We start from the raw sequence: 21,238 nt of genomic DNA on the forward strand, positions 1-21,238 counted from the left end.
GGAACGGGCAGCACCGCTGCTCTTTCCTTCAGGCCGCAGTCGGTTCGAACTCGACCAGTTCGGCGCCGTCGCCCACCTGGTCGCCGACGCCGAAGCGGAAGGCCTTCACGGTGCCGGCGGCCGGCGCGGTGATGGTGTGCTCCATCTTCATCGCCTCCAGGATCAGCAGCGGCGCGCCCTTCTCCACCTTGGCGCCTTCGGCGGCGACCAGAGCGATGACCTTGCCCGGCATTGGCGCCACCAGCCCGCCTTCGGCGCCACCGCCCTCACCGGTGTGGTGCAGCGGGTCGATGGCGGCCAGCGGCCAGGCGCGGCCCTGGGCGAACACATGACGGCGGCCGGCGGCGGCGATCACCGTGGCGTCCAGGCGCTTGCCGTCCAGATCCACGCGCAGCAGGCCGCGCGGGTTGAGCTCGCCGCGCGCGGTAACACCGTGGCCGTTGAGGGTGAGGCGGTAGGCGTCCGGCAGGTAGGCCACGGTGACCGCGGCTTCCTGCTCCTGCCAGCGGAACAGCAGCACGCGCTGGGCGGTGGCGTTGAGGCGCCAGCCGTCGCGCGCATGCCAGGGCGAGGCCGGGTGGCTGTCACGCCGCGCGCGCTTTTCGGCACGCTCGGATTCACGCAGCAACTCGGCCAGCGCGGCGATGAAGAAGACTTCATCCGGCGCCGCGCTTTCCTGCGGGAAGAGGTAGTCCTTCTCGCGCTCGATCAGGCCGGTGTCGAGATCGGCGGTGGAAAAGGCCGGGCAGGCGGTCAGGCGCGAGAGGAATTCGATGTTGTTGGCCACGCCCACCACACGGTAGTCGGCCAGCGCCTGCAGCATGCGGGCCAGCGCGCGGTCGCGGTTCACGTCCCAGACGATCAGCTTGGCGATCATCGGGTCGTAGTGCGGGCTGATCTCGTCGCCTTCTTCCACGCCGGTATCGACCCGCACATGCAGGCTCTCGGCCGGCGGCGCCAGGTGCACCAGCCTGCCGGTGGAAGGCAGGAAGCCCTTGGCCGGGTCTTCCGCGTAGATGCGCGCTTCCAGCGCGTGGCCGCGGATCTGCAACTGTTCCTGGGCGAGCGGCAGCGCTTCTCCGGAAGCCACGCGCAACTGCCATTCGACCAGGTCGAGGCCAGTGATCATCTCGGTGACCGGGTGTTCGACCTGCAGGCGGGTGTTCATCTCCATGAAGTAGAAGGAGCCGTCCTGGTTGGCGATGAACTCCACCGTGCCGGCGCCGACGTAACCCACCGCCTTGGCCGCATCCACCGCGGCCTTGCCCATCGCCGCGCGGCGCTCGGCCGTCATGCCGGGCGCGGGCGCCTCTTCCAGCACCTTCTGGTGGCGGCGCTGCACCGAGCAGTCGCGCTCGAAGAGGTACACCACGTTGCCGTGGGTGTCGCCAAAGACCTGGATCTCGATGTGGCGCGGGCGGGTGATGTACTTCTCCACCAGCACATGGTCGTCGCCAAAGGACGAGGCCGCCTCGCGCTTGCAGGAGGCCAGCAGGTCGAGGAAGTCTTCGGTACGCTCCACCAGCCGCATGCCCTTGCCACCACCGCCGGCTGCGGCCTTGATCAGCACCGGGTAGCCGATGGCGTCGGCCTGCTGGTGCAGGTAAGCGGGTGCCTGGTCGTCGCCGTGGTAGCCCGGGGTGAGCGGCACGCCGGCCGCTTCCATCAGCTTCTTGGCCTCCGACTTGGAGCCCATGGCGCGGATCGCCGATACCGGCGGGCCGATGAAGACGATCCCGGCCTCGTCGCAGGCGTGGCAGAAATCCTCGTTCTCGGACAGGAAGCCGTAGCCCGGGTGGATGGCCTGCGCGCCGGTAGCCTTGGCCGCGGCAATGATGCGCTCGATCACCAGATAGCTCTCGCGCGCCGCCGCCGGGCCGATCAGCACCGCCTCGTCGGCCAGGCGCACATGGCGCGCATTGGCGTCGGCCTCGGAGTAAACAGCCACCGTCTTGATGCCCATGCGGCGGGCGGTCTTGATCACCCGGCAGGCGATTTCACCGCGGTTTGCGATCAGGATTTTTTCAAACATTGCTTGTCTCCCCCAACCTATGAATCAGGTCATGTCATTGCCGGCCGGCTGACGCCGCCGGGATCAATCTTCAATGCCCCACCACGTAGCCCGGATGGAGCGCAGCGCAATCCGGGACGCGGCCAGGCAGGCCCGCACGCGCCACACCCGGATTCCGGCCTGCGGCCTGCATCCAGGCTACCCATTCATCGCTGGCTGGCGCGGCCGGAAAATGCGTTTGATGAAGCGCCACAGCAGCACGATCAGCGCCCCCGCGAACAGCACGAACACCGCCAGCCCGAACACGAACCACAGCGGGTTGGTGACCAGCAGCCACAGCCCGCCGAGGAACAGCGCGTCCTCGCCGAGCGAGGTCAGCACGTTGCTCACCGGCTCCGGCGAGGTGTTGATCGCCGCGCGCGCGCCGGCCTTGGCGAAGTGCGTGCCGGCCGCCAGCGAACCGCCCAGCAGGGCAGCGGCCACCTGCAGCGCGGCACCCTGGTCGCCCATCACCCCGGCCGCCAGCGCCGCGCCGGCGGGGATGCGGATGAAGGTGTGCAGCGCGTCCCACAGCGAATCCAGCCAGGGCAGCTTGTCGGCGAAGAACTCGGTGAACAGCAGCACGCCGGACAGGCCCAGTACCCAGGGGCTGGCCAGCACTTCCAGCCCGCCGGGCAGCTGCACCCCACCCCAGCGCCCCAGCGCACCGAGCACGAACACCAGCGCATACAGGCGCAGCCCGCTCGCCCAGCCCAGGCCGGCGGCCAGCACCGCCAGCGAGGCCACGTCCAGCGGCAGCCCGCTCCAGTCCAGCAGCGGGGTCAGCTCGCGCAGCGCGGAGGTCCATGCGGGATCGGCGTCCATGGCTCACAGTGAAGGGCAGTCAGGCCTGCGGCACCCAGGCCGCCGGGCGCTTGTCGAGGAAGGCGGTGAGGCCTTCTGCCGCTTCCGGGGTGGCGCGCAGTTGCGAGATGCGCCGCGCGGTGTCTTCCACCACCGCGTCGGACACCGGGCGGTTGCCCACCGCGCGGATCAGCGCCTTGGCCGCGGCCTGCGCCTTGGGGCCGCCCTGCAGCAGGGCGTCGACGATCTCGGCGACCTTGGCGTCCAGCTCTTCCGTGGCCACCGCCTCGTGCGCCAGGCCCAGTTCGGCGGCACGTGCGGCGGCAATGCGCTCCGCGGTCTGGAAGTAGCGGTAGGCCTGGCGCTCGCCGATGGCGCGGATCACGTAGGGGCTGATCGCCGAGGGGATGATGCCGAACTTGACCTCGGAGGTGGCGAACACCGCCTTTTCCCCCGCCACGCAGATGTCGCAGGCGCTCGCCAGCCCCATGCCGCCGCCCAGCGCGGCGCCATGCACCCGCGCGATGGTGGGCTTGTCCATCTCGGCCAGCGCGCGCAGCATGCCGGCCAGCTTCATCGCGTCGGCGAAATTCTCCGCCTCGCTGGCCTGGCCGGCGGCCTTCATCCAGTTCAGATCCGCACCGGCGGAAAAACTCTTGCCGCGCCCGCCCAGCACCACCACCCGCACCGCCTCGTCGGCATCGAGCTGGCGGCAGGCCGCAGTGAGGTCGGCGATCAGTTGCGCGTTGAAGGCGTTGTGCACCTCCGGGCGGTTCATCCACACCGTGGCCACGCCCTTGTGCAGTTCGATTTCCAGGGTTTCGTACATCGTGTCTGCGCTCCTCGTCGGGCTTACATGCGGAACACGCCGAACTTGGTCGGCTGGATCGGCGCATTCAGCGCGGCGGACAGGGACAGCCCCAGCACGCGGCGGGTCTGCGCCGGATCGACCACGCCGTCGTCCCACAGCCGGGCGGTGGCGTAGTAGGGATGGCCCTGCAGTTCATACTGCTCGCGGATCGGCGCCTTGAAGGCTTCTTCCTCTTCGGCGCTCCAGGCGCCGCCCTTGGCTTCGATGCCGTCGCGGCGCACGGTGGCGAGCACGCTGGCGGCCTGCTCGCCGCCCATCACGCTGATGCGGCTGTTGGGCCAGGTCCACAGGAAGCGGGGCGAGTAGGCGCGGCCGCACATGCCGTAGTTGCCGGCGCCGAAGCTGCCGCCGATCAGCGTGGTGATCTTGGGCACCTGCACGGTGGAGACGGCGGTCACCATCTTGGCGCCGTCCTTGGCGATGCCGCCGTTCTCGTACTTGCGCCCGACCATGAAGCCGGTGATGTTCTGCAGGAAGAGCAGCGGAATGCCGCGCTGGCCGCAAAGTTCGACGAAGTGCGCACCCTTCTGTGCGGATTCGCCGAACAGGATGCCGTTGTTGGCGACGATGCCCACCGGGTAGCCATGGAGCTGGGCGAAACCGCACACCAGGGTGGTGCCGTAGCGCGCCTTGAACTCGTCGAAGCGCGAGCCATCGACCACGCGGGCGATGATCTCGCGCACGTCGAAGGGTTTGCGGGTGTCGCTGGGGATGATGCCGTAGATCTCTTCCGGGTCGTAGATCGGCGCCTCGCCCTCGCCCAGCGCCAGGCCCTGCGGCTTGACGCGGTTGAGGTTGGCGACGATGCGGCGGGCGATCGACAGCGCGTGGTTGTCGTTCTCGGCCAGGTGGTCGGCCACGCCGGAAAGCCGCGTATGCACGTCGCCACCGCCCAGGTCTTCCGCGCTCACCACCTCGCCGGTGGCCGCCTTCACCAGCGGCGGGCCGCCGAGGAAGATGGTGCCCTGGTTCTTGACGATGACGGTTTCGTCCGACATCGCCGGCACGTAGGCGCCGCCCGCGGTGCACGAACCCATCACCACGGCGATCTGCGGGATGCCCTTGGCCGACATGTTGGCCTGGTTGAAGAAGATGCGGCCGAAGTGGTCGCGATCCGGGAAGACCTCATCCTGCTTGGGCAGGAAGGCGCCGCCGGAATCCACCAGATAGACGCAGGGCAGGTTGTTCTGCTCGGCGATCTCCTGCGCGCGCAAGTGCTTCTTGACCGTCATCGGGTAGTAGGTGCCGCCCTTCACGGTGGCGTCGTTGGCCACGATCATGCATTCGACGCCCTGCACCCGGCCGATGCCGGTGATCACCCCGGCCGAGGGCGCGTCGTTGTCGTACATGCCGAAGGCGGCCATCTGGCCGACCTCGAGGAAGCCGGTGCCGGGGTCGAGCAGGTGGCCGACGCGGTCGCGCGGCAGCAGCTTGCCGCGCGCGGTGTGCTTGGCGCGCGCCGCCTCGCCGCCGCCCAGGGCGACTTCGGCCGCCTTGCCGCGCAGGTCGTCGACCAGCCCGCGCATGGTCGCCGCATTGGCCTGAAACTCCGCGCTGCGCGGGTTGATGGCAGATTTGATCGTGCTCATGTCTCCTCGTCCTCTTGTCTTGTTTCCGCTGGCCTCCATTAGCAGGTTCCTTCCCCTCAAGGGGAAGGAACCTGCTAACTGGCCGCTGTATCCCATTCAGACGAAGCCTAGCCCCAAACACCACCCCGTGCCTGCCAACAAGGTTGCAATTCCTGCCACACAACAGCAGGATTCCACCCCATGAAGACCCACCTCCCCGCCCCTGCCGAGCTCACCCGCGGCCGCGCTGCCACTCCGGCCGCCTTCATCCGCGCAATCGTCCTCGGCTACCGCGAACGAGGGCTGGATCCGGCCAGCGCGCTGCGCCAGGCGCAGATCCCGGAAGCAGCACTGGCCGACCCCGCCGCGCGTGTGACCGCGGCGCAGATGGAAACCATCTCCGCGCTGGCCATGCAGGAACTGGACGACGAAGCGCTGGGCTGGTTCTCGCGCCGCCTGCCGTGGGGCAGCTACGGCATGCTGGCGCGCGCCTCGCTCACCGCGCCCACGCTGGAAGTGGCGCTGAAGCGCTGGTGCCGCCACCACCGCCTGCTCACCGACGACCTGGAGCTGGAATTCGCCCACACCCGCCACAGCGCCACCATCCGCATCACCGAGCGGCGGGACTTCGGCGCGATGCTCGAGTTCTGCCTGGTCTCCATGCTGCGCAACCTGCTCGGCTACGCCTGCTGGCTGATCGATTCGCGCATCGCGCTGCTGGAGACCACCCTGCCCTACCCCGCCCCGCCGCACGCCGACGCCTACCCCTACCTCTTCCCCGGCCCGCTGCGCTTCGACGCCGAGGCCGCCGGCTTCAGCTTCGATGCCCGTTACCTCGCCCTGCCGCTGCGCCGCGACGAAGACGCCCTGCGCGCCATGCTGCAGCGCGCGCTGCCGCTCACCGTGCACCAGTACCGCCGCGACCGCCTGCTGGTGCACAGCGTGAGCCAGATCCTCGCCACCTCGCCGGGCATCGCCCGCACTGCGGAAGACGTCGCCGCCCAGCTCAACATCTCGGTACGCACCCTGCACCGCCAGCTGAAGGAAGAAGGCGTGTCGCTGCAACGCCTGAAAGACGAGGCGCGCCGCGAGCGCGCCATCAAGCTGCTGCTGCAGACCCGCAAGCCGGTGAAGCAGGTCGCCGCGGCGGTGGGGTTCGACAACGAGAAGAGCTTTTCGCGGGCATTCCGGGAATGGACGGGGGTGGCGCCGGGGCGGTACAGGGCGGCGGCGGGGGCGCAGGATCCTGCCGAGGACGGAGCCGGCAGCAAACCGCCCGACCTTGGCCGGGTCCGGTCCTGAGCCAAAGGTCAGCGCGCGGCGCGGGACGCGATCGGTTCCCGACGTCCTTCAAGAAAGCAGGGCGAGGAGCGAAATCAACAGGATGCGTCGCACGGACGTCCGTGCCGCACTCAGAACCGGCCGGTTTCCAGCCAGCGCTCGATCTGCGGGATGCGGTCCACGCCCCAGAAGGGTTCGCCATCGACGATGACATAGGGCGAACCGAACACGCCCTTGTCGATGGCACGCGCGCATTCGTCCTTCAGGCGAGTGCGGATGGCTTCGCCGGCGAGTGCATCGACCAGCGCGGCGCGGTCGGCGCCGACTGCCGCGGCCACGTCCGCCACCACGGCTTCCTGCGAGATGTCGCGCCCCTGGGCGAAGTAGGCGCGATAGATGTCCAGCGCGAAGCGGCGGGCCATGGCTTCGTCCTGGTCGAGCAGCCAGTAGAAGGCGCGCGCCGCGACCTGGGTGCCGACCGGGAAAGGCTGCGGCAGGACCCAGGGCAGGCCGTAGAAGGCGGCGGTGCGTTCGAAGTCGCGGAATACGTAGGGCCCCTTGAGCGGGGCGTCGAGCATGAGCCTGGATCCGGTGTGCTTGTACACCGCGCCCAGCAGGAAGGGCCGCCAGCGCACGCTGCGCCCGTGGGCGGCGGCCAGCGCGTCGATCTTCTCGGCCATGAAGTAGCCGTAGGGGGAGGAGAAATCGAAGTAGAAATCAATCGGCTGGGTCATCGTGCTGTCTCCACCTGCGTGCGCAGGGCTGTGAATAAAGAAGGTTCCGCGGACACCCCCAGGCATGGAGAGGGAGGCAGGGAGGTCCTGGAGGCGTTGGGGTCCGCGGAACCGGTCAACTCATGGGGTCTCTGTCTCAGTCGGCGAGCGCGCGGCCGATGACCAGGCGCTGGATGTCTGAAGCGCCTTCGTAGATCTGGCACACCCGCACGTCGCGGTAGATGCGCTCGACCGGGAAGTCGCTCACATAGCCGTAGCCGCCGTGCACCTGGATGGCGTCCGAACATACGGATTCGGCCATCTCGGAGGCGAACAGCTTGGCCATCGAGGCCTCCTTGAGGCAGGGACGGCCGGCGTCCTTCAGGCTGGCGGCGTGCCACACCAGTTGGCGCGCGGCTTCCAGACGGGTGGCCATGTCGGCGAGGCGGAAGTTCACCGCCTGGTGCTCGAAGATCGGCTTGCCGAAGGCTTCGCGCTCCTGCGCGTACTTGACCGCCGCTTCCAGCGCGGCGCGCGCCATGCCCAGGCACTGCGCGGCGATGCCGATGCGGCCCGCTTCCAGATTGGAAAGGGCGATCTTGTAGCCCTGCCCCTCCTCACCGATCACCGCATCGGCCGGAATACGGCAGTCCTCGAAGAGGATCTGGGTGGTATCCGAAGCCTTCTGGCCCATCTTTTCTTCGATACGGCCAACCTGGTAGCCGGGTGCATTGGCCGGCACCAGAAAGCAGGTAATACCCTTCTTGCCCGCGGCCTTGTCGGTCACTGCGAAGACAATCGCCATGTCGGCGTGCTTGCCGGTGGTGATGAACTGCTTGACGCCGTTGAGCACCCACTCATTTCCTTCGCGCACGGCAGATGTGCGGATGGCCGAGGCGTCCGAGCCGACGTGCGGTTCGGTGAGGCAGAAGCAGCCGAGCTTCTCGCCACGCGCCAGCGGCTTCAACCAGGCTTCCTTCTGTGCGTCACTGCCGAAGCGGTTGAGGATGCCGCAGGGCAGGGAGTTCTGCACGCTGACGATGGTGGACGTGGCACCGTCGCCGGCGGCAATCTCTTCCAGCGCCAGCACCAGGCTCATGTAGTCCATGCCGGCGCCGCCCCATTCCTCCGGCACCACCATGCCCAGCGCGCCGAGTTCGGCCAGTTCCTGCAGGGCTTCGCGCGGGAAGGTGTGGTTGCGGTCCCAGTCGGCGGCGAAGGGGGCGAGGCGCTCCTGCGCAAAGGCGCGCAGCGAGTCGCGGATCATTTCCTGTTCTTGGGTGAGGATCATTGTGAGTCCTGGATTCGTGCGTTATCAGGTGACTGAACGGTTTGACCGGTGCCCCCTTCAAGGGGGAAGACAGGTGGGGGATGGACTCAAGCGAGCGCGACCAAACCCATCCCCACCCCGACCCGGGAGGGCTGGCTTTGCACAGCCAGCCCGTTCGGCCGGCGCGGAGCGATGCTCCGCGAAACCCCGCCCTCACCCCCTTGAAGGGGAGGGAGAAAGCCCGCTCCTACGCGAGTTCCACCGCCAGCGCGGTGGCTTCGCCGCCGCCGATGCACAGGCTGGCCACGCCGCGCTTCTTGCCGTACTGACGCAGCGCGCCGAGCAGCGAGACGACGATGCGTGCGCCGGAGGCGCCGATCGGGTGGCCCAGGGCGCAGGCGCCGCCGTGCACGTTGACCTTGTCGTGCGGCAGGTTCATTTCCTTCATGGCCGCCATGGTGACCACCGCGAAGGCTTCGTTGATCTCCCACAGGTCAACGTCGCCGACCTGCCAGCCGGCCTTGTCCAGCACCTTCTGCATGGCGCCGACCGGCGCGGTGGTGAACCACTTCGGCTCCTGCGCGTGGGTGGCGTGCGCCAGGATGGTGGCGAGCGGCTTGAGGCCGAGCTTGTCGGCGGTGGAACGGCGCATCAGCACCAGCGCCGCGGCGCCATCGGAGATCGAACTGGAGTTGGCGGCGGTGACCGTGCCGGTCTTGCTGAAGGCGGGCTTGAGGGTGGGGATCTTCTCCGGCTGGGCCTTGAGCGGCTGCTCGTCGTTCTCCACCACGACATCGCCCTTGCGCCCGGACACGGTGACCGGCGCCACTTCCCACTTGAACAGGCCGTCCTTGATGGCCTGCTGAGCGCGGGTGGTGGAGGCCATGGCGAACGCGTCCTGCGCTTCGCGGCTGAAGCTGTAATGGCCGGCGCATTCCTCGGCAAAGGTGCCCATCAGGCGGCCCTTGGTTTCTTCCGAGTAGCGGTCTTCCAGGCCGTCGAAGAACATGTGGTCCAGCACCTGGCCGTGGCCCAGGCGGTAGCCGCCGCGCGCCTTGGGCAGCAGGTAGGGGGCGTTGGACATGGATTCCATGCCGCCGGCCACCATCACCTCGTTGCTGCCGGCGAGCAGCAGGTCGTGGGCCAGCATGGTGGCCTTCATGCCCGAGCCGCACACCTTGTTGATGGTGGTGCAGCCAGCCGACAGCGGCAGCCCGGCGCCCAACGCGGCCTGGCGGGCCGGCGCCTGGCCGAGGCCGGCGGGCAGCACGCAGCCCATGATCACTTCCTGCGCCTGCTCGGCGTTCAGGCCGGCGCGCTCCAGCGCGGCGCGGATGGCCGCAGCGCCCAGTTGCGGGGCGGTGAGCGAGGCGAGCTCGCCCTGGAAGCCACCCATCGGGGTGCGGGCGGCGGAAACGATGACGATGGGGTCGGTCATGGGGTGCTCCTGATGAAGTCGGTTGAATCTTGCGGTAGGTAACGATGCCGATTAGCAGGTGCCTTCCCCTTCAAGGGGGTGAGGGCAGGGTTTCGCGGAGCATCGCTCCGCGCTGACCGAACGGGCTGGCTGTGCAAAGCCAACCCCTCGGACAGGATGGGGATGGGTCAAGCCGGAAGGCCGCAGCGTAAAACCCATCCCCACCCCGGCCCTCCCCTTGAAGGGGAGGGAGAAAACCCACGCCTCACATCGTCTCGGCAAACAGCTCGCGGCCGATCAGCATGCGGCGGATCTCGCTGGTGCCGGCGCCGATCTCGTACAGCTTGGCGTCGCGCCACAGGCGGCCGACCGGGTATTCATTGGTGTAGCCCACGCCGCCCAGGGCCTGGATGGCCTCGCCGGCCATCCAGGTGGCCTTTTCGGCGGAGTACAGGATGGCGCCGGCGGCGTCCTTGCGCAGGCTGCGCGAATGATCGAGGCGGTCGCAGGCCTGGCCCACCGCATACACGTAGGCGCGGGTGGCGCTCCAGGTGGAGTACATGTCGGCGATCTTGCCCTGCATGAGCTGGAACTCGCCGATCGGGGTGTCGAACTGCTTGCGTTCGTGCATGTAGGGCACCACCGCGTCCATGCACGCCGCCATGATGCCCAGCGGGCCGCCGGAGAGCACCGCGCGCTCGTAGTCGAGGCCGCTCATCAGCACCTTGACGCCGTTGCCGACACCGCCCAGCACGTTCTCTTCCGGCACCTCGACGTCGTCGAAGAACAGCGGGAAGGTGTTGGAGCCGCGCATGCCGAGCTTGTCGAGGTGGGTGCCGTGGCTGAAGCCCTTCATGCCCTTCTCGATGATGAAGGCGGTCATGCCCCTGGGGCCGGCGTTGATGTCGGTCTTGGCATAGACCACCAGGGTGTCGGCGTCGCCGCCGTTGGTGATCCACATCTTGGAACCGTTGAGCACGTAGCGGTCGCCCTTCTTGTCGGCGCGCAGCTTCATGCTGACCACGTCGGAACCGGCATTGGGTTCGCTCATCGCCAGCGCACCGACCTGCTCGCCGGAGATCAGCCCGGGCAGGTACTTGCGCTTCTGCGCCTCGCTGCCGTTGCGGCGGATCTGGTTCACGCACAGATTGGAGTGCGCGCCGTAGGACAGGCCCACCGAGGCCGAGGCGCGGGAGATTTCCTCCATGGCAATGATGTGGGCGAGATAGCCCATGGCGGTGCCGCCGTATTCTTCTTCCACGGTCATGCCATGTACGCCCAGGTCGCCGAGCTTCTTCCACAGGTCGGCGGGGAACTCGTTCACCCGATCGATTTCGGCCGCACGCGGGGCAATCTCCGCGGCGCAGAAATCGCGCAAGGTGTCACGCAGCATCTCGATGGTTTCACCGAGGTTGAAGTCCAGGCTGGGTACGTTCATGTTGTGGTCTCCTCCACGCTACTGATCTGTGCTTGTTGGCATTGCTTCAGGCCGGCCGTTCGGCCTTGCCCTGTAGAACCATGATGGTCTGCTGCATGGTGGCGCACAAGCTCCACTGCCCACCCTTCACCGCGAACACGTCGGCGCGGGTGACGATCAGCGTGCGCCCCGGGCGCACCACCTCGCCGCAGGCCACCAGACGCTCGCCCTCGGCCGGCGCGACCAGGTTGAGCTTGTACTCGACGGTGAGCACGCTGGCCTCGGCCGCCACCAGCGAGTTGGCGGCAAAGCCGCCGGCGTTGTCGGCGATCATGCCGACGATGCCGCCGTGGATGTAGCCGTGCTGCTGGGTGATGTCGTCGCGGTGCGGCAGTTCGATCTCGACGAAGCCGGGCTCCACCGCGATGATGCGCGCGCCGATCAGCTCCATCGCCGGCTGGCGTTCGAAGCTGGCGCGCACGCGCTCGGCGTAGGCGGGGTCCTTGGGCTGGAAGATCGGCGCTTCGCGTCGCATCCTGTCTCTCCTCCGGTGGGCGTCGTCGTTTCTTGTTATGGGGCTATTCTGTCGTTGTTATTACGTTAACGTCAACGTAAACTTGGGGACGCAAAAAACCTCATCCGGCGCTGCGCATGCGCTGGTCCAGTTCGGCGCGGGCCTGCTCGGCGCCAGCGGCGTTGTCGCCCAGCAGGGCCACGCACTGGCGTTCCAGCATGTCGATCTCGGCAAGCACGGCCTCGATGTCCTCGCGCTGCTGTTCCAGCGCGCCGCGGCGCTCGCTGAGCACGCGCTGGAAGCGCTGCAACTGCGGCACGGAGTTGCGCACGCCGTCGTACATGTCGATCAGTTCCTTGATCTCGGCGAGCGACAGGCCAAGGCGCTTGCCGCGCAGGGTGAGACGCAGGCGGGTACGATCGGCCTTGCCGTACACCCGGCTGCGGCCGCAGCGTGCCGGGGTGAGCAGGCCCTGGTCCTCGTAGAAGCGGATCGCCCGCGGGGTGACGTCGAACTCGCGGGCAAGTTCGGTGATGGTGAAGGTCTGTTCGCTGGCCATCGTCGCTGCCTGTAACTGCCCGGCCACCCGGACATTTTTTAAATTGTTGTTTTTTAAAAACAAATAAATTCTGCCGCGCAAAGTTAAGCAGATTTCCGCCCACAGGGCAATTGTGCGCCGCAGCCGACCCGCAGGAGAAAGCCGATGAACCACACCTCTTCCCCCCCCGCCGCCGCGCTCAGCTACCCCTGGCATGACAGCCCCGCCGTGGAAACGGTGCGCCCGGTCGCCCCCGGCATCGGCTGGGTGCGCATGCCGCTGCCCTTCGCCCTTGACCACATCAACCTCTGGCTGCTCGACGACGGTGAGGCGCTGTGCGTGGTCGATACCGGCTACGCGCGCGACGAGGTGCGCGCCCACTGGCAGGCCATCCTCGCCGCCGCCCCGCGCCCGCTGTCGCGCATCGTCGTCACCCACTGCCACCCCGACCACCTGGGCCTGGCCAGTTGGCTGGGCGCGCGCGACCGCGCTCCGGTGCTGATGACCCAGGGCGAATTCCTCGGTGCCCATGCCCTGTGGCACCAGTTGCCCGGCCACTGCGTGGCCGACATGCTCGCCCAGTTCCGCAGCCACGGCCTCGACGACGCCCGCCTGGAGGCGCTCGCCGCGCGCGGCAATGCCTACCGCCACGGCGTTGCGGAACTGCCGTCCACCTACCAGCGCCTGTTCGACGGCAACCGCCTGCGCATCGGCGCCCACGAGTGGGAGGTGATCGTCGGCTACGGCCACGCCCCCGAGCACGCCAGCCTGTACTGCGCGGCCCTCGGGGTACTCATTGCGGGCGACATGCTGCTACCGCGCATCTCCACCAATGTCAGCGTTTTTGCCGCCACGCCTGAGGATGACCCCCTCGGCTGGTTCCTCGCTTCGCTGCAACGCATCAGCAACTTGCCGGCCGATACGCTCGTGCTACCATCGCATGGCAGGCCCTTCAGGGGGATAGGCACGCGCGTCGCCGAACTCGTCGAACATCATCGCGCGCGCTGCGCCGAGCTGCTGGCCGCCTGCACGCACCCCTGCAGCGCAGGGGATCTGCTGGGCACCCTGTTCCCGCGGGAGCTGGACACCCATCAGGTCATGTTCGCCATGGGAGAGGCGATCGCACACCTGAACCACCTTGTGCACCAAGGCGTCCTGCGCCGGGTGGCGGGCAGCGATGGCGTGATTCGCTTTGAACGAAACGCTTGAACGAGGAGTAAAACAACAATGGCTGCACCCGATAAAGAGACTGCACATCCCGAGCTTCCCGATCCGAAGGAAGTCGCCAAGACCTACGCCGAGGTTGCCCAGCGCGCCTCCAAGCTGATCAGCGAGCACGTCCAGCGCCAGCTCAAGAAAGGCGTTGCCGCGCCGGCCGACGAGCTGGGCATCGCCCAGGCCTTCATGGACATGATGGCCAAGCTGCTCTCCAATCCGTACAAGCTCGCCCAGTCGCAGATGAACCTGGTATGGGACTACTTCTCCCTGTGGCAGCACTCCATGCTGCGCTTCATGGGCATGCAGGCGCCCCCGGTGGCCGCCCCCGAGAAGACCGACAAGCGCTTCAAGGACGAGGAGTGGGAACAGCACTTCATGTTCGACTTCATCAAGCAGTCCTACCTGATCGCCGCGCGCCACGTGCATGACACCGTGTGCTGCGTGGAAGGCCTGGACGAGCAGACCCAGAAGAAGGTCAACTTCTACACCCGCCAGTACATCGACGCGCTGAGCCCGTCGAACTTCGCCGTCACCAACCCGGAAGTGTTCCGCGAGACGGTGAAGAGCCATGGCCAGAACCTCATCAAGGGGCTCAACAACCTGCTCCGCGACGTCGAGGAAGGCGGCGGCAACCTGCGCGTGAAGATGACCGACACCAGCGCCTTCGAGCTGGGCAAGAACGTCGCCACCACGCCGGGCAAGGTGGTGCTGCAGACCGACATGATGCAGCTCATCCAGTACACCCCCAGCACCGACAAGGTGCTCAAGCGCCCGCTGCTGATCGTGCCGCCATGGATCAACAAGTTCTACATCCTCGACCTGCGCGAGAAGAACTCCTACATCAAGTGGTGCGTGGACCAGGGCCACACCGTGTTCGTCATCTCCTGGGTCAACCCCAACGAGAAGCAGGCCGAGAAGACCTTCGAGTCCTACGTCAAGGAAGGCATCATCGCCGCCCTCGACGCCATCGAGCAGCAGACCGGCGAGAAGGAAGTCAACGCCGCCGGCTACTGCCTGGGCGGCACCCTGCTGGCCACCACGCTGGCCTACCTGGCGGGCAAGAAGCAGAAGCGCATCGCCGCGGCGACCTTCTTCACCACCATGACCGACTTCGCCGAACCGGGTGAGCTGGGCGTGTTCATCGACGAACAGCAGGTCTCCAGCCTGGAAAAGAAGATGTTCGCGCGCGGCTACCTCGAAGGCTCGGAGATGGCCGGCACCTTCAACATGATGCGTGCCAACGACCTGATCTGGTCCTTCGTGGTGAACAACTACCTGATGGGCAAGGACCCCTTCCCCTTCGACCTGCTGTACTGGAACTCCGACTCCACCCGCATGCCGGCAAAGATGCACAGCTTCTACCTGCGCAGCATGTACATGGAGAACCGCCTCGTCGAACCGGGCGCCGTGGTCATCGACGGCGTGCCCATCGATCTGTCGAAGATCAAGGTGCCGTGCTACTTCATCTCCACCATCGAAGACCACATCGCACCGTGGAAGAGCACCTACATGGGCGCCTGCCGCTTCGGCGGCCCGGTGCGCTTCGTGCTGGGCGGCTCCGGCCACATCGCCGGCATCGTCAACCCGCCGGTGGCCAACAAGTACGGCTACTGGCTCAACCCGGCCGCCAAGCTGCCGGCCGGCGCCGACGACTGGTTCAAGGGTGCGCAGCAGCAGGCCGGTTCGTGGTGGACCGACTGGCAGGCCTGGGTCACCGCCCACGATCCCGAGCAGGTCGGCGCGCGCGACCCTGCCAAGGGCAAGCTGAAGGTACTCGAAGACGCCCCCGGCAGCTTCGTCAAGGTGCGCATCGACGCCAGCAAGGCTGCCTGAACCCAGGCCGCCGGACAGCACAAAGGGGGCCGCGGCCCCCTTTTTCAATCGGCGCTGGCGAAATCCGTTTCGCTGCTCACCTGTTCGGGATCGAAGCCCGGCGGCGGCATGCGCGGCTGCAGGTTGATGGCCTGGGCGATGAAGGCCGTATGCTGGGCCGGCGCCTCCGCGTGGAGGGCATTCTGATGAGCCACGAAGAGCAGCGCGACGATGAAGAACAGATGATTGGCGACTTGCGCCAGTTCGCCCGGAGGCGCTGCCTTGCGGAGGATCTCGTTCATGGGCCGGCCCGCACTTGAAATGAGGAAAATGTACATCAATAGCCATTCGGACGCTCCCAGCACAGCATTGGTTCCAGCTTGCCCGCGCGCAGCCGCTGCCAGCCCGCGCCCGCAGCCGCTTCATCAACAGGCTTCCGAGCCAAACCTTCGCCCATGTCCGAGCTGATCGTCCTCGACACCAACACCGTGATGGCCCTGTGGCTGTTCGAAGACCCGCGTCTGGTCCCGCTGCGCACCGCCATCGAGACTGGCGCGGTGCACCTGGCCTGCCGCGCGGACGCCATCGAGGAGTTGCGGCGGGTGCTCGCCTACCGCCAGTTCGGTGTCGCCGCTGAACGCCAGCGCGCCCTCCTCGACGCCTATCTGGCGCGCGTGCGCATGGCCCCGGAGCCGGCGCCGGAGGCGCCCGCGCTGCCACAGTGCCGCGACCCCGACGATCAGAAATTCCTCGAAATCGCCCGCGACGCGGCCGCCGCAGCCCTCCTCACCCGTGACAAGCAGCTCCTGCGCCTCGCCCGCCATCGCCTGCTGCGCCCGCTCTACCGCATCTGCACGCCCGACGGCTTCACGCCGTAATGCCGCGCGCCTCCAGGCGCTCGCGCAGCCACGCCAGCTGACGCTGCTGGCGTCGCAGCGCCCCCCATTCGGCGAGCGCGCGCAACAGCATCAGCGCATAGCCGCTGGCGACGAAGATCAGCGTCGCCGGAATGCCATCTCCGCCAGCGCCGACGAGCAGCGCCGCCAGCATGGTGATCGGCGTCGCGGCGAACCACAGCAGCAGCATCAGGAACCACAGCACCACCTCGACGATGGGCTGGAAGCGCAGCGGCGCATCGCCGCATTCTGCGGCGTGCAGCTCGCGGCGCAGGGCGAACAGCCCGGCGACCAGCTGCCCCAGCACGCCGAGCACCATCACCCCCAGCATGTCCGGGCGCGCGGCCATCCCGGCGAAGACACCGACGCCATCGCTGCGCGCCAGTTCGTCAAGCACCGCCCAGCTCAGCCACAGCGCAAACCACAGTCCGCAGAGCAACTGCAGCAGGGGCGGCATGCGCCCGCCCTGATGCTGCAGGCAGCTGTCCTGCCCGCGCTGCATGGCATCGAGTGCCGGCCACAGCCAGGCTTCGCGCCCGGCCAGCACCTCGCCCTCGGCCACCAGTCCGGGGGCGAGCGCCAGCCGCAGGGCGTCGAAAAGCAGGCCCAGCCACAGCGCGCAGATGAGGAACAGCGCCATCGACGCCGGCGGCCAGCCGAGCACGAACAGGCCGGCGAGCGAGAGCACGGCGACCAGCCCATGCTCGACCGCCGCAGCCTGCGCGGCATGCGCCCACTGCCGCCCGTGGCGGCGCAGCAATGCCGGCGCCTCAAGCTCCACGCGACGCAGCAGGGCGGCATCGACGGCCACGCGCTGCGGCGCCTGGCGCCGGCTCACCGCGGCACCTCCCGCGCCCCCAGCGTGCGCCGCAGCGCGGCCAGGTAGCGCAGGCCGGCCGGCGCCCGGCTGCCGTACCAGGAGCACATCTCACCATCGATGAGCGCCGCCGGGCGGCCGCTCAGCGCGGCCACCTCGTCCACATGGCGGGCGCCGAAACGGAACGGCTCGGTGGACAGGAACACCCGTGCCGCGCCGGCCAGCGCAGCGCTCCCCCATTCCACTTCCGGATAGCGCGCCGCCCCCTGCGCCGGCAGGGTCTGCCAGCCAACGGCGGCGAGCGCGGCAGAGATGTAGGTGTCGCGCCCCACCGTCATCCACGGCTGGCGCCAGATCAGGTACAGCACCTCCTCCGCAGGCAGCTCCGCACGCACCGCGGCAGCCTCGTCGAGCGCCCCCTGCAGCGCCGCGCACAGCCGCGCCGCTGCGCCCTCGCAGGCGAACACGGCGCCGCAGAGGCGGTAGAGGGCAAAGTTGTCCTCCGGCACGCAGGGGTGGGTGACGATGACATTGGGCACGAAGGCCGCCGCGGCTTCCACGGTCTCACGGCGGTTCTCGTCCACATTGACCACCAGGTGGGTGGGCGCCAGCGCACGCAGGGCATCCAGCCTGACGTCCTTGGTGCCGCCAACCTTGGCGATGCGGCGCACGGTGGCGCGCGGATGGATGCAGAAGCCGGTACGCCCGACGAGCTGCCCGGCGAGCCCGAGATCGCACAGCAGCTCGGTCAGCGACGGCACCAGCGAGACGATGCGCACCTCACCGCGGGCGGGGCTGTGCAGGGTTCCGGCGGCATCGACAAGGATGTTTGCAGGGTCCATGAGGGCGGGGCGGACGGGGCATGATCGACAACGGCGATTGTAGGCCGGCGGCAGGGCCCGCGGCGATCACCCCGGCGCATCGCCCTCCGCGTCCGCACTGCGGTACAGCCCGCGGTCACGCAGCATCGCCTTGAAGGCCTTCATCACCGGGCGGGAGAGCGCGCTTTCGGCCAGCACCCTGCGCTCATACACCGCCTCGCGCAGCACCTCGTCGGCGGCCACGCGCGCGGCGGCGATGAGCCGGTGCACCCCGGCATCGAAGAGCGTCGGCACCTCGCCGCGCGCACGGATGCCATCGAGGGCATCGTAAAGGGCGGCAATCGCCTGCTTCTCCGCCTCGCCCATCCTGCATTTGCCGTCGATGATCTTCAGCATCACCGTGGTACAGCAATCGATCTCGCTGGCGCTGAGCGGGTGTGCGGCCAGCCAGACGCTCAACCGCAGCGCGCTCACCCGCCCGCCGCCGCGGCCACCAGCGCCTCATGGCCGCCATCGACACTGAACACGCGGGTATGGCGAAAATCCGCGAAGGTGGCGGCATAGGTCTGGCTGGCGTTGCCGTGATAGCAGTAGATGATGACCGGATCGTCCTTCGGCAGACGCCCCAGCCATACCGGCAGACGATCCTCGGCGAGGTGGATGGCACCGTCCACGTGCGCGCTGCGATAACTCTGCAGGTCGCGCACGTCGAACAGCCGCGCAGTGGGCTCTCTGCACAGCAGCTGCAGGGCCTCGGTGGCGCTGATGCGCCGGAAGGAGGAAGACGTCGACATGGTGGACCTCCTGGAGTGGAAACGCCCGCTTGCTATGCACGGATGATGCCAGCCCCGCCCGACACGCGGGCATGCCCCTTGCGTGTCATCCGCGGGCGCTGGCGCGCCAGCGCCCGCCCCCGTCGCTGCGCCCGGAAAGGGCGCGCCTTCGCCCCACAGAGCGGCCGCCACCGCCGCAAACCAGGAAGAGGCTCAATGTCGGATAGCCCACAATCGCCGCTGCTGGACTACCACCAACGCACCAAGCACCGCTTCGAGGCCTATGCCGAAGGCCCCGGCCAGCTCGACTGGGATGCGCAGCCGGCCCCCTTCCGCCATTACCTGGGGGCCCCGCGCACCATCCTGCCGCTCTCCGCGGCCGCCTTCGAGCGCCCCTTCGGCGAACTCGACCGCCCACCCGCGCGCAGCGCGACGCTCGACCTCGACGGCATCGGCGCGCTCTTCGAGCTGAGCCTGGCCATCTCCGCCTGGAAAAGCTGGGGCCCCAACCGCTGGGCACTGCGCTGCAACCCATCATCGGGCAACCTGCATCCAGTGGAGGCCTACCTGCTGTGCAGCGGGGTGAACGGGCTCGCCGACGGGGTCCACCATTACGACCCCCTCGACCACGCCCTCGAAGGCCGCGCCCTCCTCGCCACGGCGCCGCCCGCCACCCCCTGGCTGGCCATCGGCCTGAGCACGGTGATGTGGCGCGAAGCGTGGAAGTATGGCGAACGCGCCTTCCGCTACTGCCAGCTCGACGTCGGCCACGCCCTCGCCGCGGTGGCCTACGCTGCCCGGCTGCTGGGCTGGCAGACACGCCCGCTGGCGCTGCCCGCCGACACCCTGGGGAGGGTGCTGGGCTGCACGCGCACGGACGACTTTGCGCCCGCGCGCCACGCCTGCACCGAGGCCGAGGAGGCCGAAGCGCTGCTCTTCCTGCACGCCCCCAGCGGCGCCGCCACAGCACCCGCGCTGGCGCAGTGGCTGGCAACGGCACAATGGCACGGCAGCCCCAGTGCCATCGACCCGGCCCCGGGCTACCGCTGGCCTATCGTCGGCACCGCCGCCGGTGCCAGCCGCTGTCGCGGCGCCACCCTGGCGACACCCCCACAGTGGCCGCCACTGCCCCCGGTACGGCCCGCACCCGCCGCCGGTGCCGTGCAGGTGATCCGCCAGCGCCGCAGTGCCCAACGCTTCGACCCCGCGCGGAGCCTGCCGCGGGAAGCCTTCTACCGCCTCCTCGACGCCACCCTGCCGCGCTCCTGCGCGCCCTTCGACGCCCAGGCCAGCGCGCCGGCCATCGCCCTGCTGCTCTTCGTGCTGCGTGTCGAGGGCCTGCCCAGCGGGCTCTACCTGCTGCCGCGCGGCACCACCGCGGCCAGCCTGATCGGCGCCACGCGCTTTCCAGCCCGCCGTCCGCTTGCCGCGGACAGCGGCTGCCCGCCCCATCTCGCCCTCGAAGTGCTCGCAGAGCTGCCCCTGCAGGCCGTGCAACGCCTTGCGCGCTCGCTCTCCTGCCATCAGGACATTGCCGCCACCTCGGCCTTCAGCCTCGGCATGCTGGCCGATCTGGGCGGCGTCGACAGCGACGGCCATCTCTACCGCGAACGCCTGCGCGAAGCGGGCCTGATCGGCCACACGCTGTATCTCGAAGCCGAAGCCGCCGGCATGCGCGGCACCGGCATCGGCTGCTTCTTCGACGACCCCGTGCATGACAGCTTCGGCATCGACGACCCGCACTGGCAGAGCGTCTATCACTTCACCGTCGGCGCCGCCCTCGACGATGCCCGCATCACCACCGCCCCCGCCTACCCCCAACGACAACGAGAACTGCCATGACTCCGCAACTAGCCAGCTGGCTGACCGGGCACGGTTTCGCCGCCACCGCCCTCTCCGCCCTTGATCGCGATGGCCGCTTCAGCGCCCTGATGCGTGCCGCCAAGGAAGGCCGCGCCGACATCGTGCGCGCCCTGCTCGACGCCGGCGCCGACATCGCCACCATCAACGCCGACGGCTGCAACGCCCTCTGGCTGGCCTGCTATGGCGGCAATCATGAAGTCATCGAGATCCTCCTCGACGCCGGCATCGACATCGACCTGCAGAACGGCAATGGTGCGACCTGCCTGATGTACGTGGCCTCCAACAGCAAAGCCGAGCTCGTCGACCTGCTGCTGCGCCGCGGAGCCAACCCGACACTGAGGAACCACGACGACTTCAGCGCCCTCGACCTCGCCGCCTCACGCGAGTGTCTGCGGCGGCTGCGGCACAGCGCCTGAGGCGCAGCGCACGCAGCGCCAGCCGTAACGGCGGCGGTGTGGGGAGTGTTCAACCTAGAAACCTCAGTTGGACGTGTTCGAGTGTGCGTCTGGCGAGCCGTCTGGCAAGGCGCGACGACGCGGCATGGTCTTCCACGGCCGGATTTGCACATCCGACCGGCTCCGGCGGCGCGGCGCAT

The 21,238-nt window shown here is 68.4% G+C and carries 21 protein-coding genes; 6 read left to right on the forward strand and 15 right to left on the reverse strand.

The genetic code is table 11. The features are described from left to right. Positions 1-28: 28 nt before the first annotated feature. From C8261_RS14100 to C8261_RS14115, 4 genes are all read right to left on the reverse strand, one after another. Entirely contained in the window at positions 29-2,032 is a 2,004-nt protein-coding gene (locus tag C8261_RS14100; protein ID WP_107494360.1) for an acetyl/propionyl/methylcrotonyl-CoA carboxylase subunit alpha, read from the reverse strand. A gap of 177 nt (positions 2,033-2,209) precedes the next feature. Continuing rightward, positions 2,210-2,875, reverse strand: coding sequence for a DUF4126 domain-containing protein (locus C8261_RS14105; RefSeq protein ID WP_107494361.1), 666 nt, complete (start codon positions 2,873-2,875; stop codon positions 2,210-2,212). 19 nt (positions 2,876-2,894) lie between these two features. Then, positions 2,895-3,683 carry an enoyl-CoA hydratase/isomerase family protein gene (locus C8261_RS14110; protein ID WP_107494362.1) on the reverse strand — a complete coding sequence of 263 codons (789 nt, stop codon included), beginning with the start codon at positions 3,681-3,683 and terminating at the stop codon, positions 2,895-2,897. Positions 3,684-3,706: 23 nt separating this feature from the next. Then, a complete protein-coding gene (locus C8261_RS14115) occupies positions 3,707-5,314 on the reverse strand; it encodes a carboxyl transferase domain-containing protein (protein WP_107494363.1) in 1,608 nt (535 codons plus the stop codon). Positions 5,315-5,494: 180 nt separating this feature from the next. On the opposite strand from C8261_RS14115, the gene C8261_RS14120 reads away from it, so the two are divergent. Then, positions 5,495-6,595 carry an AraC family transcriptional regulator gene (locus tag C8261_RS14120; protein ID WP_107494364.1) on the forward strand — a complete coding sequence of 367 codons (1,101 nt, stop codon included), beginning with the start codon at positions 5,495-5,497 and terminating at the stop codon, positions 6,593-6,595. A gap of 110 nt (positions 6,596-6,705) precedes the next feature. Here the strand turns inward: C8261_RS14120 and C8261_RS14125 are convergent, their stop codons facing one another. From C8261_RS14125 to C8261_RS14150, 6 genes are all read right to left on the reverse strand, one after another. Then, positions 6,706-7,308 (reverse strand): 2-hydroxychromene-2-carboxylate isomerase, encoded by a 603-nt coding sequence (locus tag C8261_RS14125; RefSeq protein ID WP_107494365.1) that lies wholly within the window; start codon positions 7,306-7,308, stop codon positions 6,706-6,708. 136 nt (positions 7,309-7,444) lie between these two features. Further along, positions 7,445-8,578, reverse strand: coding sequence for an acyl-CoA dehydrogenase (locus tag C8261_RS14130; protein ID WP_107494366.1), 1,134 nt, complete (start codon positions 8,576-8,578; stop codon positions 7,445-7,447). A gap of 226 nt (positions 8,579-8,804) precedes the next feature. Continuing rightward, a complete protein-coding gene (locus tag C8261_RS14135; RefSeq protein ID WP_107494367.1) occupies positions 8,805-9,995 on the reverse strand; it encodes an acetyl-CoA C-acetyltransferase in 1,191 nt (396 codons plus the stop codon). Between the two features lie 244 nt (positions 9,996-10,239). After that, complete coding sequence (locus C8261_RS14140) at positions 10,240-11,412, reverse strand: isovaleryl-CoA dehydrogenase (RefSeq protein WP_107494368.1); 1,173 nt, start codon at positions 11,410-11,412, stop codon at positions 10,240-10,242. A 46-nt stretch (positions 11,413-11,458) separates the two neighbouring features. After that, a complete protein-coding gene (locus tag C8261_RS14145) occupies positions 11,459-11,926 on the reverse strand; it encodes a PaaI family thioesterase (protein WP_107494369.1) in 468 nt (155 codons plus the stop codon). Positions 11,927-12,026: 100 nt separating this feature from the next. Then, the gene (locus C8261_RS14150) at positions 12,027-12,464 is read right to left on the reverse strand and encodes a MerR family transcriptional regulator (protein ID WP_107494370.1); all 438 of its coding nucleotides are present in this window, start codon (positions 12,462-12,464) and stop codon (positions 12,027-12,029) included. A gap of 144 nt (positions 12,465-12,608) precedes the next feature. Here C8261_RS14150 and C8261_RS14155 point away from each other — a divergent pair, with 144 nt between their 5' ends. Next, on the forward strand, positions 12,609-13,652 hold the full coding sequence (locus tag C8261_RS14155) for an MBL fold metallo-hydrolase (protein WP_107494371.1): 1,044 nt from the start codon (positions 12,609-12,611) through the stop codon (positions 13,650-13,652). Positions 13,653-13,670: 18 nt separating this feature from the next. Then, on the forward strand, positions 13,671-15,494 hold the full coding sequence (locus C8261_RS14160) for a PHA/PHB synthase family protein (protein ID WP_107494372.1): 1,824 nt from the start codon (positions 13,671-13,673) through the stop codon (positions 15,492-15,494). A 44-nt stretch (positions 15,495-15,538) separates the two neighbouring features. On the opposite strand, the gene C8261_RS14165 is transcribed toward C8261_RS14160, so the two are convergent. Beyond that, a complete protein-coding gene (locus tag C8261_RS14165) occupies positions 15,539-15,775 on the reverse strand; it encodes a hypothetical protein (protein WP_107494373.1) in 237 nt (78 codons plus the stop codon). Between the two features lie 153 nt (positions 15,776-15,928). Here C8261_RS14165 and C8261_RS14170 point away from each other — a divergent pair, with 153 nt between their 5' ends. Then, positions 15,929-16,351: a putative toxin-antitoxin system toxin component, PIN family gene (locus C8261_RS14170; RefSeq protein ID WP_107494374.1), complete on the forward strand. Its 423-nt coding sequence runs from the start codon at positions 15,929-15,931 to the stop codon at positions 16,349-16,351. Here the strand turns inward: C8261_RS14170 and C8261_RS14175 are convergent. From C8261_RS14175 to C8261_RS14190, 4 genes are all read right to left on the reverse strand, one after another. After that, the gene (locus C8261_RS14175) at positions 16,341-17,207 is read right to left on the reverse strand and encodes a hypothetical protein (RefSeq protein ID WP_107494375.1); all 867 of its coding nucleotides are present in this window, start codon (positions 17,205-17,207) and stop codon (positions 16,341-16,343) included. The genes C8261_RS14170 and C8261_RS14175 overlap by 11 nt on opposite strands. Beyond that, positions 17,204-18,028, reverse strand: coding sequence for a helical backbone metal receptor (locus C8261_RS14180; protein ID WP_107494376.1), 825 nt, complete (start codon positions 18,026-18,028; stop codon positions 17,204-17,206). The genes C8261_RS14175 and C8261_RS14180 overlap by 4 nt, the downstream gene beginning before the upstream one ends. Before the next feature lie 66 nt (positions 18,029-18,094). Beyond that, complete coding sequence (locus tag C8261_RS14185; RefSeq protein WP_107494377.1) at positions 18,095-18,481, reverse strand: hypothetical protein; 387 nt, start codon at positions 18,479-18,481, stop codon at positions 18,095-18,097. Beyond that, positions 18,478-18,801, reverse strand: a complete 324-nt coding sequence (locus C8261_RS14190; protein ID WP_107494378.1) for a thiosulfate sulfurtransferase GlpE — start codon at positions 18,799-18,801, stop codon at positions 18,478-18,480. The genes C8261_RS14185 and C8261_RS14190 overlap by 4 nt, the downstream gene beginning before the upstream one ends. A gap of 195 nt (positions 18,802-18,996) precedes the next feature. On the opposite strand from C8261_RS14190, the gene C8261_RS14195 reads away from it, so the two are divergent. Continuing rightward, positions 18,997-20,622: a nitroreductase family protein gene (locus tag C8261_RS14195; RefSeq protein WP_107494379.1), complete on the forward strand. Its 1,626-nt coding sequence runs from the start codon at positions 18,997-18,999 to the stop codon at positions 20,620-20,622. Next, positions 20,619-21,059 (forward strand): ankyrin repeat domain-containing protein, encoded by a 441-nt coding sequence (locus C8261_RS14200; protein WP_107494380.1) that lies wholly within the window; start codon positions 20,619-20,621, stop codon positions 21,057-21,059. The genes C8261_RS14195 and C8261_RS14200 overlap by 4 nt, the downstream gene beginning before the upstream one ends. Positions 21,060-21,238: the final 179 nt, after the last annotated feature.

It is taken from the genome of Pseudothauera lacus, assembly GCF_003034845.1.
Lineage (GTDB): Bacteria > Pseudomonadota > Gammaproteobacteria > Burkholderiales > Rhodocyclaceae > Pseudothauera > Pseudothauera lacus.

Bases quoted from the DNA above. Each gene is read 5' to 3' on its own strand.
- C8261_RS14100 (WP_107494360.1), bottom strand. From the start codon at position 2,032: ATGTTTGAAAAAATCCTGATCGCAAACCGCGGTGAAATCGCCTGCCGG.
- C8261_RS14105 (WP_107494361.1), bottom strand. From the start codon at position 2,875: ATGGACGCCGATCCCGCATGGACCTCCGCGCTGCGCGAGCTGACCCCG.
- C8261_RS14110 (WP_107494362.1), bottom strand. From the start codon at position 3,683: ATGTACGAAACCCTGGAAATCGAACTGCACAAGGGCGTGGCCACGGTG.
- C8261_RS14115 (WP_107494363.1), bottom strand. From the start codon at position 5,314: ATGAGCACGATCAAATCTGCCATCAACCCGCGCAGCGCGGAGTTTCAG.
- C8261_RS14120 (WP_107494364.1), top strand. From the start codon at position 5,495: ATGAAGACCCACCTCCCCGCCCCTGCCGAGCTCACCCGCGGCCGCGCT.
- C8261_RS14125 (WP_107494365.1), bottom strand. From the start codon at position 7,308: ATGACCCAGCCGATTGATTTCTACTTCGATTTCTCCTCCCCCTACGGC.
- C8261_RS14130 (WP_107494366.1), bottom strand. From the start codon at position 8,578: ATGATCCTCACCCAAGAACAGGAAATGATCCGCGACTCGCTGCGCGCC.
- C8261_RS14135 (WP_107494367.1), bottom strand. From the start codon at position 9,995: ATGACCGACCCCATCGTCATCGTTTCCGCCGCCCGCACCCCGATGGGT.
- C8261_RS14140 (WP_107494368.1), bottom strand. From the start codon at position 11,412: ATGAACGTACCCAGCCTGGACTTCAACCTCGGTGAAACCATCGAGATG.
- C8261_RS14145 (WP_107494369.1), bottom strand. From the start codon at position 11,926: ATGCGACGCGAAGCGCCGATCTTCCAGCCCAAGGACCCCGCCTACGCC.
- C8261_RS14150 (WP_107494370.1), bottom strand. From the start codon at position 12,464: ATGGCCAGCGAACAGACCTTCACCATCACCGAACTTGCCCGCGAGTTC.
- C8261_RS14155 (WP_107494371.1), top strand. From the start codon at position 12,609: ATGAACCACACCTCTTCCCCCCCCGCCGCCGCGCTCAGCTACCCCTGG.
- C8261_RS14160 (WP_107494372.1), top strand. From the start codon at position 13,671: ATGGCTGCACCCGATAAAGAGACTGCACATCCCGAGCTTCCCGATCCG.
- C8261_RS14165 (WP_107494373.1), bottom strand. From the start codon at position 15,775: ATGAACGAGATCCTCCGCAAGGCAGCGCCTCCGGGCGAACTGGCGCAA.
- C8261_RS14170 (WP_107494374.1), top strand. From the start codon at position 15,929: ATGTCCGAGCTGATCGTCCTCGACACCAACACCGTGATGGCCCTGTGG.
- C8261_RS14180 (WP_107494376.1), bottom strand. From the start codon at position 18,028: ATGGACCCTGCAAACATCCTTGTCGATGCCGCCGGAACCCTGCACAGC.
- C8261_RS14190 (WP_107494378.1), bottom strand. From the start codon at position 18,801: ATGTCGACGTCTTCCTCCTTCCGGCGCATCAGCGCCACCGAGGCCCTG.
- C8261_RS14195 (WP_107494379.1), top strand. From the start codon at position 18,997: ATGTCGGATAGCCCACAATCGCCGCTGCTGGACTACCACCAACGCACC.
- C8261_RS14200 (WP_107494380.1), top strand. From the start codon at position 20,619: ATGACTCCGCAACTAGCCAGCTGGCTGACCGGGCACGGTTTCGCCGCC.